We start from the raw sequence: 12638 nt of genomic DNA on the forward strand, positions 1-12638 counted from the left end.
CTTGTTAGCGTGGAGCACGGGGAATTGGATCCTGGGTATCCAGATTATCAAATAGTAACGCCCTGGGGTTTTCGTTCAACGTGCGGGTAAGTGGCTGTAGGTCACGCATTAAGCGGTCTAGGCGTTGAATCGCGGTGGTTAACTCCTGGTAAGCAGGCGAAGAGGGCGAAACACCTTGTAGTGTGCTGCGTAGCTCATCGAGTGTAGCGTTCAGGTTGCCGCCAAGTGCTTGGGTGTCTGGGTCATTTAGAAGCTGGTTCATTGCCGAACTGACTTCACGAACTTCGTTGAGCACGCTCTCTGACGCCTGCAAATTGCGATCTAGGCCGGCCAACAGCGGCTCTACCTCTAATCCGTTAAGTTTATCCAATAAATTGGTCACTTGTGCTTGGATTTGTGCAAACCCGCCTGCCACCGTGGGGAAAACGGTGCGTTCTGAAAAAGATTCGGCCAAATATTGATCGGCTAAGTCACGCTGGAAGTTCAGATCGACAAAGAGGGCGCCAGTGAGCAGGTTGCCATTTTTCAGGGATGCGCGCAGGCCCATGCCAAACATGCGTTGAAAACGCTCTTCCCACATCTCTAAATCAATATCCTCATTTTCAATACCTAAACGTTGCGGCTCAATGCGGATCAATACTGGTATGGAAAACTGAGCCCGTGAATCAGGTTGTGGAGCGGTAAAGTTCCAGGGGACGGCGGCAACGGTGCCCAGGCGGACACCTCGAAACTCCACGGGCGCCCCTTTTGAGAGCCCACGTACCGTATCCTCAACCAGTAGCACGTATTCGAGATAGCGGTTAAATGTTCCCTCGCGGGCACTATCTTCATCTGCATAAAGGCTAAAGCTGGCATTGGCTTCTACCGGGCGGCCCATGGGTAAATCCTCGGGTACGCCAAAGGTAACCCCGCCGCCAAGCAGCGCTTCCAGAGACTCTACGTTGACACGGACGCCATCGGCGTCTAAACGAAAATCAACGCCGCTAGACGTCCAGAACCGAGTGCTGTCCGTGACAAGCTGTGCATAAGGGTCTTCTATAAAGACATGGTGATGCATGGTACGAGTTTCAGGCTCAAAACGTGTGTCTTCAACGCGGCCAACGGTATAGCCTTGGAAGGACACGGGATCCCCTACACGCAGTGAATTGCCCAGTTGGCTCACTAAACTGATGTGCAGCCCAGCTTGGCCTGCAGGCGCGACCGGGGGAACGTCGCTGACCTGAAACTCACGGCGTGACTCTTCAGACCTACCCGGCTCAAGCTGAATATAAGCACCTGAAAGCACGGTACCAAGGCCGCTGATGCCTTCCCTTCCAATACGTGGTTTGACGACCCAAAAGCGGCTGTCTTCGCGCAGCATAGTTTCAGCTTCAGGTTGAATGCGGGCAGTCAGGACCGCGTGGGAAAGATCGTCAGATAGCTGCACGCTTTGTACCCGGCCTATTTCAACGTTGCGGCTACGAATTAATGTGCTGCCTGCCTCTATGCCTTCAGCATTTTCCATATTGAGCGTTACCAGCGTGCCGCGGCTTGTATAGTTGTCGTATACCAGCCACATGCCAATAATGACAGCGACAATTGGCACAATCCAGATAGGCGAAAGCCTGGTCTGAGGCGATGACTTCGCCCTGTGCAAGTCGTTCTCTTCTGAAGGCGTTGTTCTTTGCTGCGGGGTTGAATCATTAGCCATCAACAGGTTCCTTGGTGGCCGTTTCACGGCGAGTAGAGCATGTGGGTGGGGCGTCCCAAATCAAGCGTGGGTCAAAGGTTATGGCAGCAAGCATGGTGAACACTACCACGGCTCCAAATGCCAATGCAGCTGGGCCAGGAGTAATTGACATTAACGAGCCGGCCCGTATGAGGGCAACTAAGATAGCAACAACAAACACATCGACCATTGACCAGCGGCCGATAAACTCGGTGAGCCTGTAAAGTTTAGTGCGGCTTTGGGCGTTCAGTTCGTTGCTGCGCTTTATTACAAGGCAGAGCCACGCCAAGGCGACGAGCTTACCTACGGGTACGATGACACTCGCAATAAAGATAACTGCGGCTACCGGCCATGAGCCCATTTGAAGCAGTTGCACTACCCCGCCAATGATGGTGGAAGGTGTTGTGTGCCCTAGGCTAGTAGTGGTCATAATCGGGTAGACGTTAGCCGGGATATACATAATGGTGGCGGCAAAGAGCAGTGCCCAAGTGCGCTGTAAACTGTGAGGTAAGCGCTGGTGGAGCTTTTCATGGCAGCGTATGCAGCGGTTTTGGCCTTGAGGAGAAAGGCGATTCACTAAGCCGCAGGTTGGACACCCTGTCACCCCTTGGCTGGCGCCGGTGGTGCCAGTTTTTGTTCCTTCTGGCGCGAGGGGTTCGCCCTCCAGCGAGAACCACATCCAGTCGGCGTCAAGAGACTGTGACGTCTTTAGCAATAACACGGCAAAAATACAAAACGACCAAAAAGAGATACCCAGCTCAATATGCGCCATGCCGGCAATTTTAATTAAACTGACCAGGGCGCCAATGATAAAGACATCGGCCATCATCCAAGGGGTTAGGTGGGCTAAAGAGCGCGCGATGTCACGGCTAAATGACATGTGTTTGCCGCGTAAAAGGCCGTACTGCAACCAAATGACGCCCACCAGATAAACCGCTGGCAGCACGATAATCGTCATGATGACCGCAATTGCGACAATAGGCTGGTGAAAGGCGATTAGTGTAGTGGCTGTCTGCGAGAGCTCAATGCGGTTACCCACGCCACCTACGTTAAAGCTGATAAACGGAAATGATACTGCAATCAGCAGGGCAATAAGCGAAGCGAGTGCAAGCGCCATGCTGCGTTGGGCTGGAAAGCGGTTACGCTTAACCAGGACGTGAGAACAGCGTGGGCAGGAAGCTTTCTCCCCAGATTTAAGCGGGGGCAGTGCTGAAACCCAGTCGCACTCATGGCAGGCACGCAGCCGCCTACGCTGAACGCGAAGCTCAGGCGGTAGGCGATCAACCAGCGGTGTATTAACCGGTAAGTGGCGTTTTTTTAGAGGGTAGTGGGGCAACAGCGAGCTCTCAATGCATTAAGTAGTTAACACTAATACGGCGGGCGTGCTTGGCTGTCAAACCCGCGAATAAACTCTTCTTGACTGATGTGAAGGGTTGGACAAGGATGCACCCGCGATAGTGCCTAACATTACGACATTAAGGAACTGAAATGTTGCTCGCTTATATAGCGGTGCTGGTGGGATTGGCGTTACTTATTTGGAGCGCCGAAAAATTTATTGATGGTGCTGCGGCTACATCACGCTGGCTGGGGCTTTCACCCTTGCTTATTGGCATGCTTGTGATCGGATTTGGAACATCCGCACCCGAGATGACCGTATCGGTGTTAGCCGCCATGCAGGGAAATCCTGGTTTAGCAGTAGGTAATGCGTACGGGTCAAACATTGCCAATATCGGGCTCGTGTTAGGTTTTGTAGCGCTTATTGCACCTTTGGCGGTGCATTCAGATGTTATTCGCAAAGAGATGCCGTTATTAGTCGCCGTTATGCTTTTAACCGGCTTTATGCTGTTTGATGGATGGATTTCACGCTGGGAGGCGGTTGTACTGCTTGTCGCCTTGGTACTCTTTATCGGTGTGAGTATCGTGCGCTCTCGCGGACAAGCGGATGATCCGCTGGTTGATGAAGTTGCTCAGTCGCTGGACAGTAAACCCATGACCCGGGGCAAAGCACTCATGTGGACGCTCGTGGGGTTAGTGTTGCTGATTGTGAGTTCGCGTCTGTTGGTCTGGGGAGCGGTTGAGATAGCGGTTGGTTTTGGTGTTAGCGACCTGATTATTGGTTTGACCGTGGTTGCTATAGGTACTTCTTTGCCTGAGCTGGCGTCTTCTATCAGTGCGCTACGCCGTAAAGAGCACGATATGGTGCTGGGCAACGTGGTGGGCTCCAATTTATTCAATAGCCTGGCTGTGGTTGGCTTGGCTGGAGTGATTCACCCCATTGAGGCGGGGCGCGAAGTGCTGGTGCGTGATTGGAGTGTGATGACCTGCATGACGCTGCTAATGGTTCTATTCGCATTTTCCTGGCGAGGTCGACCGCGCCGGATAAATCGTGTTGAAGGCGGTATTTTGCTGGCGCTTTTTTTGGCTTATACCGGCTATATGGTGAGCATCGTAGTCACCACCTAAAGTGCTTTTAACTCTGCGTCAATGCGACACAGCTTAACGGCAAACTTTCTCTGTATAGCCATTGTCGAAGCTGTAAGATAAGCGTTAGATAAAGAATAAGCTTAGTGCTTATAACTAAAATGCAGTGCCACTAAGGCTCAACTAAGCTTGTGTGACCCAGTGATGGGATATTTGTTCAGGTCTTAGGAGAGTGTGATGGAACTCGACCCCCTGGTGCTATCGCGAATACAGTTCGCATTCGTTGTATCGTTTCACGCTATTTTTCCTGTTTTTACCATAGGTTTGGCATCTTATATTGCCCTACTTCATGGCCTCTATTTTAAAACCAAAAACCCTGCGTGGGATCGTTTGTCGCTGTTTTGGACAAAGGTGTTCGCTGTGGTGTTTGGCATGGGGGTGGTGTCGGGCATCGTTATGTCTTTCCAGTTTGGTACGAATTGGAGCAACTTTTCCCAGGCAGCGTCTAATTTTTTAGGGCCTGTACTAAGCTACGAAGTGGTTACCGCCTTCTTCTTAGAAGCTGCGTTTCTTGGGGTACTGTTATTTGGCCGAGGAAAAGTACCACAGGGCGTGCACTTGTTTGCCGCTATCATGGTGGCCGTTGGTACGTTCATTTCCTCCTTCTGGATTCTCTCAGCTAACAGCTGGATGCATACGCCGGCAGGGGTCGAGCTGATTGACAATCGCTTCCATGTTGTTTCATGGATGGAAGCCATCTTTAACCCTTCCTTCCCATACCGTTTTGCTCACATGGCGATGGCATCGTTTCTTACCGGTGGCTTTGTTGTAGCAGGGGTTAGCGCTTGGTTCTTACTGAGAGGTCGCGATCCGGAAGCTAATCGCCGGGCGCTCTCAATGTGCTTATGGTTACTGTTGTTCCTGGCGCCTGCTCAAGCGGTTGTCGGTGATTTTCATGGCTTGAATACCTTGGAATATCAACCTACAAAAGTGGCGGCGATGGAAGGCAATTGGGAAACCTCAACTAACGTACCACTACTGCTGTTTGCAATTCCTGATCAAGAGGCACAGACCAATCGTTTCGCTATTGGCATCCCTAGCTTAGCGAGCATTATTTTGACCCACTCAGCAGACGGGGAAGTGCCAGGAATTTCAGAGGCGGCGCCGGATGAACAACCACCGGTTGCGATTGTTTTCTGGGCTTTCCGGGTCATGGTTGGCATTGGGCTGTTGATGATCGCAGTTGCTTTGACAGGGTTAATACTGCGCCGCAAAGGGCGTATCTACCATAACCCTGTTTTCCTGAAAGCGCTGACTGGCATGATTGCTATGCCTTTTGTAGCAGTGCTGGCCGGATGGATAGTCACTGAGTCGGGCCGTGCTCCTTGGTTGGTATACGGGATGATGACCCATGCCGAAGGGGTCACGCCGTCGCTAACAGGGCCGATGGCGCTGTTTACTCTGGTTGGCTATGTGCTCGTCTATGGCGTGGTGTTCTATGCCGGTATTTATTACCTAACGCGCGTTGTGCGTAATGGCATGCTGCCAGAGGAAGAGCGGGAGACGGTGGGCGATAACTTCCATCGTCCTATGCGTCCAATGTCTGCTGCCCATACCCCCTTTGATGATGACGTTGATCCGGCTAGGAGCTAAACATGGAAATGTTTGATTTAACGCTAATATGGGCGTTCATCATCGGCTTTGGCATTATGATGTACGTCCTGATGGATGGGTTCGATTTGGGGCTTGGGATACTTTATCCCTTCGCCCCGGATGAAGATGCCCGCGACGTCATGATGAACTCTGTAGCGCCGGTATGGGATGGTAACGAGACGTGGCTAGTGCTTGGCGGAGCAGGGTTGCTTGGCGCTTTCCCGCTGGTCTATTCAGTGTTTTTACCAGCACTGTATATTGGCGTCTTTCTTATGTTGGCAGGGCTGATATTCCGGGGTGTGGCGTTTGAACTTCGTTTTAAGTCACGTCGTAACCGGCACTGGTGGAACCGAGCATTTTGCTGGGGTTCTTCTATTGCTGCCTTTGCGCAAGGGGCCGTGGTGGGTGCCTATATCCAAGGCTTTCGAGTAGAAAATTTCGCCTTTGTTGGCGGCCCTTTTGATTGGCTTACCCCGTTTTCGGTTTTAACCGGCTTAGGTTTAATGGCGGGCTATGCACTGCTAGGCGCCACATGGCTTATTCTTAAATCGGAAGGCCACATTCAGGATTGGGCATACAAAATTACGCCACTGCTGTTAGCAATAGTGCTGGGCGTGTTTGCTATTATTAGTCTCTGGACACCGTTCGTGAATCCTGTGGTGTGGGAGCGTTGGTTTGGTCATCTTCAGATCATCTGGATATTTCCGGCGCTTGCGCTGCTATGTGCGTTCACTGTGTATAGGTCGGTGAAGCGGCGTAGGGAAGGTATCCCTTTCGTTGCGACGATAGGCATCTATGTATTTACCTATTTGGGCCTTATCGTTAGCAAATGGCCAGTGATTGTGCCTCCTAATTATACGCTTTGGGACGCTGCGTCTGCCCCTGAATCCCAGCTTTTCCTGCTGATTGGTGTGCTGTTCGTTATCCCGATTATTCTTACTTATACCGCTTGGACGTACTGGGTGTTCCGCGGCAAGGTACGAGTGGGTGACGGGTATCACTAATCCTATGTCCGGTCGGGATCAAAGCGAAGAGCCCCTCATTACGCCGCGCCGCTGGCTTCACATGCTCGCGCGCAGAGAGCGAAATCGGTTGGTAGGTGCGGCAGCCTGCGGTGTTTTAGCTGGTGTTCAAACCGTAGTGCTGGTGGTGGGCCTTGCCTGGCTGATAGACCAGCTAGTGATTCATGGCCGTTCGCCTGTGGAGCTTTTGCCCCTCTTTGGCGGGCTGGCCCTAGCAGTGGGGCTCCGCTCTCTTTTTCAGTGGGGGCAAGAAGTATTAAGCGCTGAGGCGAGTCTGCGTATTCGCCAATTTGCCAGGGCCGAGTTGCTAGCGAAGATCGCGAAACTCGGCCCTGTTTGGTTGACCCAGCGGCAGAGTGGTGCCCTGGCTACTCAGGCTGTGGAACATATTGATGCCCTGGATGGCTACTTTGCGCGTTTTTACCCCCAGCTACGTATCGTGGTGGCGTTGCCGCTGTTAATTGCCTGCGTGGTGGGGTGGCTCGATTACTTAGTAGCTATTTTTTTGCTCCTTTCTGCACCGCTTATTCCACTGTTTATGGCCTTGGTAGGGATGGGCGCGGAGCGTTTGAATCGAGATCAATTTGCAGCGGTTTCACGCTTATCTGCGCATTTTATTGATCGCGTGCGCGGTATGACGACGTTGCAGCTCTTTGGTCACACCCGTTCCGCTCAGCAGGACGTTTGGTATGCCACGGATGAGTATCGCCGCTTAAGTATGCGTACCTTGCGACTGGCGTTTTTATCCTCCGCTGTGCTTGAGTTCTTTGCGTCTGTCGCTATTGCGGTTGTTGCCATGTATGTGGGTTTTGGTCTGCTAGGCTACATCGATTACGGTCCATCGCCATCACTTACGCTATTCACTGGCTTGGCAGTGTTGCTGTTGGCGCCTGAGTTTTTCCAGCCTTTACGCACGCTTTCTCAGCACTACCACGATCGTGCGGCGGCGTTAGGTGCTGCGGAAAGTATTGCTACAATTTTTAATGAACCAGCATTGGTTCCTCATCATATAGCGTCGCCGAAAGCGTCAGGCGTTGAGTGTGAGTTAGCCAGTATCAGTGTGGGCTATGTTGGACGGACACCGGCGTTGCAGGCAGTAAGCATGACGGTTTGTGTCGGTGATGTTGTGGCTATTACTGGCGAGTCAGGTAGCGGAAAATCGTCGCTGTTAGCGATTTTTGCGGGCTTTATGGCGCCATTAAGTGGCGAGTATCGCCGACGGTCAGCAAAAGTGGCGTGGCTTGATCAAAGCCCGTGTCTTATTCAGGGCAGCATAGCGGATAATCTGCGATTAGCTAATCCAGAGGCGAATGAGGCAGCCATGACGGATGCGTTGCGCCGTGCTGGATTGGGGGCCTTATTAGAAGCATTGCCGGCTGGGCTAGAGAGCATTGTTGGCGAGCGCGGCGTTGGTCTTTCGGGAGGGCAGGCCCAGCGGCTTGCCCTTGCGCGTGTTTATTTAAGTACGGCGCCGCTAGTCGTATTGGATGAGCCAACGGCGAATTTGGACGCCTCAGCAGAACTAGCCGTTATTCAGGCGCTGCTTGAGTGGGCTAAAGAGGGGCGAACGCTAGTGATTGCTACTCACCATCCCGCTATTGTTCATGCGGCTACTCGCCACTTTGTGTGCGAGGCGGGCAAACTCAACGAGGTAAGCCTATGAGGCGTGTCTACCGTGAGTTCAAACCCTGGCTTGCTCTCTTACTGCGACGTCGTCAGCGCTTCTTAGTTGGCGTCTTCCTCGTTTGGATTACGCTGCTAGCAGGGCTCTCTTTATTAGGTTTGTCCGGCTGGTTCATAGCTGCCTGCGCCCTTGCGGGTATTGCGTTAGCGGCAGGCCTGCCTTCTTCTTTGGATATTTATGTGCCTGGTGGAGGCATTCGTTTTTTTGCCTTGCTGCGAACGGTTGCACGTTACGTGGAGCGTCTTTATAACCACAATACGGTGTTAACGCTGCTGGCGGATCTACGCTTTCGTGTGTTCGGGTACTTAACGCGACTTGATGATGCTAGCTTACGTCGTCGTAGGGCCAGTGACTGGCTAAGCCGCCTGACAGCAGATATTGATACGCTAGATAATTTTTACCTTCGCCTACTGATACCGCCCTTTGTGGCGTTGTTATGCCTGCTTGTTGTATCGGCATTTATCGCTATTTGGCTACCTGGCGTTGCTCTCATGGTGGCTGTTTCGTTAGGGCTGCTGTGGCTAGTTATTACCCTGGGGTATGCTTGGCTTGGGTTTGCCAATAGCCACCAGCAGACAGTCGATCAAAGAGAACTGCGCCACTTAGTGCTTGATCAAGTACAAGCCTCTGCGGAGCTGATGAGCTACGGTACCAGTGCCTGGCATCAGCGAAAAATTGCCAGTCATGAAATGGATGCTGCGGCTAATCAGAGACGCTTGACGCTTAAAGCAGCGCTAGGTAACGCACTAGTTTCCATTGTGACCGGTATGCTGGTGTTAGCCGTATTGTGGCTTGCCAGCATCGCCTTGGGGGAGGGGCGTGTAAACGGGCCAATTATGGTGATGGCCGTATTAATTATTTTGGGGATCAATGAAGCATTTAACCTATTGCCTTCAGCCTTTATTAAATTAGGGGCAAGCTATGCGGCGGTTCAGCGGTTGAATATTTTGTCGGTTAATACGCTTAGCCCTGCTTCCATGGCCCTTCCCCTCGAGAGCCAGACCTACTCCCTTCGTTTGAATAGCGTCTCATTTTTCTATCCAAATATGCTTGAGCCCGCGTTAAGAAATGTTTCGTTTGTGCTGCCAGCCGCTAAGCGAGCGGTGATAACAGGGGTCTCCGGCGCGGGTAAGTCGACACTTGCGCAACTGCTTATGGGGCGAGCTTCACCCTCTAGTGGTGATGTCAGCGTGGCAGGTTTTGCGCCGTTTAAATTGTCAGAAGATAGCCGGGCAGCACATTTCGCTATGCTTTCCCAGCAGGTTGATCTTTTCGATGGATCATTGGCGGAAAACCTACGTATCGCAAAGCCTAGCGCTAGCAACAAGGAGCTATGGCGTGCCTTGGATCAAGTGGCGTTAAGCGATTGGGCGCAGCAGCAGCCACAAAAGCTGGGCACGCCAGTAGGGGAGAAGGGGCAGCAGCTATCCGGTGGGCAAGCCAGGCGGGTTGCCTTAGCGCGCTTATTTTTACGTAGTCCAAACGTGGTGCTGCTGGATGAGCCTTTTGCTGGTGTTGATGCGCAAACGGCACAGCATCTAGCGCGTGCTTTAGATGACTGGTTGCAGGATAAAACAGTGATTTACTTTGTTCATCAAGTAGATGATGCGAGTTTATTGCCCAGAGTTGAGTACACTTGGCGGCTTGCTGAGGGACAGCTAATTGCTGATACTGGCATAAATAGCTAGTTACCTAAGCAAAAAAAGGAATTCGATATGCATGAGTTTTTACGTCGGCTGCCAAAAGTAGAGCTTCACTTGCATATTGAAGGCTCTCTTGAGCCAGCATTAATGTTTGAGCTTGCGAAACGCAATAACATTGAGCTTCCTTATGCAACGGTTGAAGATGCGAAAGCTGCTTATCAATTTGATGATCTGCAAGGATTTTTAAATCTTTACTACCAAGGCATGGATGTACTGCGCACCCAGCAGGATTTTTATGATTTGGCGATGGATTATTTTAAACGAGCGCGCGAAGAGGGAGTGGTGCATATAGACATGCATTTTGACCCGCAAGCGCACTTGCAGCGTGGCGTGCCCCTTGAGGTTGTGATGGCGGGCTTGTTGCAAGCAAAAGAAGAGGCTGAAACATCGTTAGATTTGTCTGTTGGCATGATCATGGCATTCCTGCGTGATCGGCCAGCGGATGAAGCGCTGCATGTTTTTGAACAAGCGGCGCCTTATTGGAAGCTGCTGGATGCGATTGGTCTTGATAGTGCTGAGCGCGATAACCCACCCGTTAAATTTCAGGCACTATTTGCACGTGCTAAAGATGTTGGCTTAGTGCGTGTGGCCCATGCTGGTGAAGAGGGGCCTGCGGCCTATATCGTTGAAGCGCTCGATGTGCTTGATGTGCAGCGTATTGATCACGGTGTGCGCTGCTTAGAGAGTAACGCTGTGATCCAGCGCCTTCGTGAGCAGCAAACCGTCTTAACCGTTTGCCCGCTTTCAAACGTTAGCTTAAAGGTGGTTGAGCAATTGAGCGACCATCCGCTCCCGATCCTGCTAGCGGAAGGGCTAAAAGTCACGATCAGTTCAGATGATCCGGCGTACTTTGGGGGTGGCTTGCTTACAAATCACTTGGCGTGTGCTGAAGCATTTGGTTGGGGTGAGGATGTTTTTCGCACGTTAAATCGCAATGCGATAGAAGAAGCATTTACTAGTGAGGGGCGCCGCGAAGAACTTAAGCAGCGTTTAGAGCGTGCTTAAGTTGAGTATATAAAAGAGAACTGCCGGCGCAAGTGAACTGACCCCATAAACTTGGACAGTGAAAATTAAGCGGCTAAGGCCTGATTTCGGTACTGCACCGGACTCAGGCCTTTTAGCTTGGTCTTAATACGCTCGTGGTTGTAGTAATGGATATAGTGGCGGATGCCCGCCTGTAACTGTTCAATATTGTCGAACTGATTCAGGTAGAAATATTCACACTTCAGCGTTCCAAAGAAGCTCTCCATCGCGGCATTATCTAGACAATTTCCCTTGCGTGACATGCTCTGGATCACGTCATACTCCGCTAGCTTGCGCCTGTAAGCAGGCATCTGATAGTGCCAGCCTTGGTCGGAATGCAGTAACGGCGCCTCTTGGTTGGCCAGCTTGGCCAAGGCTTTCTTGAGCATCCCCCCTACCAGCGAGAACTGTGGCCGCTGCTGCATTGAATAGGACACGATTTCCCCATTGTAGAGATCCATTACCGGCGACAAGTACAGCTTTTCACCTCGGACATTGAACTCCGTGACGTCGGTGACCCACCTTTGGTTGGGGCGTTCAGCCTGAAACTGACGGGCAAGAAGATTGGGAACACTGGCCTGTTGTCCACGATAAGAGCGGTATTTCTTTGGGCGTACCAATGACTTCAACCCCAGATGCTGCATCAGACGTTGAACTGTTTTGTGGTTGACCTGCTCTCCCGCTTGGCGCAATGCTGCTGTAATTCGTCGATAGCCGTAGCGCCCTTTGTGACGCTCGTAGAGGGCGTGAATTCGACGCTTCAGACCAGCATGCCGATCATCCAGCTGCTGAACCCTTACCTGATAATAGAAGGTGCTACGCGACAGTTCTGCTACTTTTAGCAGCGTCGGCAAAGGGTGGCCTTGCTTCAGTTCAAGGACTACCCGCGCTTTTTCTGCGCGGCTTGCTCTTTGGCCTGACGCAAGGCCCTCAATTTTTTTAGGTAGGCCACCTCAGCACGCAAGTATTCGTTCTCTTTGAGCACCTGCTCAAGCGAACTCTTTTCAGCCTGTAAAAGTGGGGCCTTGGGGGGCTCTGTTGTGGGCATCTTCGTCGGGCGACCTCGAGGCTTAGGCTCCAGCGCCTGGAAACCTCCTTCATAATACTGACGTTCCCACCGTCGTACGACGCTCGTTCCGCCTCGGATATCGAACAGGGTGGTCGCTTGTAAGGCTGAGAGATCCTCTTGCCTCATTCGTTGCAACACCGATAATTTGAACTCAGCGCTGTAGTGGCTGAACTTCTTCTGCAACCCATTTAGGCCATGCTGTTCATAGCTTTTGAACCAACGCCTGATGGTGGCATGATCAAGACCGTACTGCTTAGCCAAGCCCTGATAGCCTTGCTGCCCTTCTAAATAGCTTTGCACTACTGATAGTTTGAACGCTTCTGAATATTTCGCCATGAAAAAGCACCCCAATCGC

The 12638-nt window shown here is 51.8% G+C and carries 9 protein-coding genes; 6 read left to right on the forward strand and 3 right to left on the reverse strand.

Annotated features, from left to right (window positions below):
- Positions 1 to 4: 4 nt before the first annotated feature.
- Together pqiB and P8S54_RS01360 are read right to left on the reverse strand one after the other, a co-directional pair.
- Complete coding sequence (pqiB, locus tag P8S54_RS01355; RefSeq protein ID WP_281442915.1) at positions 5 to 1690, reverse strand: intermembrane transport protein PqiB; 1686 nt, start codon at positions 1688 to 1690, stop codon at positions 5 to 7.
- A complete protein-coding gene (locus P8S54_RS01360) occupies positions 1683 to 3044 on the reverse strand; it encodes a paraquat-inducible protein A (RefSeq protein WP_281442916.1) in 1362 nt (453 codons plus the stop codon). The genes pqiB and P8S54_RS01360 overlap by 8 nt, the downstream gene beginning before the upstream one ends.
- Before the next feature lie 152 nt (positions 3045 to 3196).
- Between P8S54_RS01360 and P8S54_RS01365 the strand changes: the two genes are divergently transcribed.
- From P8S54_RS01365 to P8S54_RS01390, 6 genes are all read left to right on the forward strand, one after another.
- On the forward strand, positions 3197 to 4171 hold the full coding sequence (locus P8S54_RS01365; RefSeq protein ID WP_281442917.1) for a calcium/sodium antiporter: 975 nt from the start codon (positions 3197 to 3199) through the stop codon (positions 4169 to 4171).
- A gap of 195 nt (positions 4172 to 4366) precedes the next feature.
- Positions 4367 to 5782 carry a cytochrome ubiquinol oxidase subunit I gene (locus P8S54_RS01370; RefSeq protein ID WP_281442918.1) on the forward strand — a complete coding sequence of 472 codons (1416 nt, stop codon included), beginning with the start codon at positions 4367 to 4369 and terminating at the stop codon, positions 5780 to 5782.
- A gap of 2 nt (positions 5783 to 5784) precedes the next feature.
- Positions 5785 to 6786, forward strand: a complete 1002-nt coding sequence (cydB, locus tag P8S54_RS01375) for a cytochrome d ubiquinol oxidase subunit II (RefSeq protein ID WP_009096121.1) — start codon at positions 5785 to 5787, stop codon at positions 6784 to 6786.
- Positions 6787 to 6790: 4 nt separating this feature from the next.
- The gene (cydD, locus tag P8S54_RS01380; protein WP_281444052.1) at positions 6791 to 8467 is read left to right on the forward strand and encodes a thiol reductant ABC exporter subunit CydD; all 1677 of its coding nucleotides are present in this window, start codon (positions 6791 to 6793) and stop codon (positions 8465 to 8467) included.
- Positions 8464 to 10176, forward strand: a complete 1713-nt coding sequence (gene cydC, locus P8S54_RS01385) for a thiol reductant ABC exporter subunit CydC (protein ID WP_281442919.1) — start codon at positions 8464 to 8466, stop codon at positions 10174 to 10176. Before cydD ends, cydC begins: the two co-directional genes overlap by 4 nt.
- A gap of 27 nt (positions 10177 to 10203) precedes the next feature.
- Positions 10204 to 11196: an adenosine deaminase gene (locus P8S54_RS01390; RefSeq protein WP_281442920.1), complete on the forward strand. Its 993-nt coding sequence runs from the start codon at positions 10204 to 10206 to the stop codon at positions 11194 to 11196.
- Between the two features lie 65 nt (positions 11197 to 11261).
- Here P8S54_RS01390 and P8S54_RS01395 read toward each other — a convergent pair.
- Positions 11262 to 12619 (reverse strand): IS3 family transposase gene (locus P8S54_RS01395; protein ID WP_281442921.1). Its coding sequence is split into 2 segments (ribosomal slippage): positions 11262 to 12137 and positions 12140 to 12619, totalling 1356 coding nucleotides; the frame shifts between segments, so codons are not numbered across the junction.
- Between the last annotated feature and the right edge of the window lie 19 nt (positions 12620 to 12638).

This window comes from Halomonas sp. M1 (assembly GCF_029581375.1).
Lineage (GTDB): Bacteria > Pseudomonadota > Gammaproteobacteria > Pseudomonadales > Halomonadaceae > Vreelandella.

Coding starts and splice junctions, on each gene's coding strand:
- cydB (WP_009096121.1), top strand. CDS start 5,785: ATGGAAATGTTTGATTTAACGCTAATATGGGCGTTCATCATCGGCTTT.
- cydD (WP_281444052.1), top strand. CDS start 6,791: ATGTCCGGTCGGGATCAAAGCGAAGAGCCCCTCATTACGCCGCGCCGC.
- cydC (WP_281442919.1), top strand. CDS start 8,464: ATGAGGCGTGTCTACCGTGAGTTCAAACCCTGGCTTGCTCTCTTACTG.
- P8S54_RS01390 (WP_281442920.1), top strand. CDS start 10,204: ATGCATGAGTTTTTACGTCGGCTGCCAAAAGTAGAGCTTCACTTGCAT.
- P8S54_RS01370 (WP_281442918.1), top strand. CDS start 4,367: ATGGAACTCGACCCCCTGGTGCTATCGCGAATACAGTTCGCATTCGTT.
- pqiB (WP_281442915.1), bottom strand. CDS start 1,690: ATGGCTAATGATTCAACCCCGCAGCAAAGAACAACGCCTTCAGAAGAG.
- P8S54_RS01365 (WP_281442917.1), top strand. CDS start 3,197: ATGTTGCTCGCTTATATAGCGGTGCTGGTGGGATTGGCGTTACTTATT.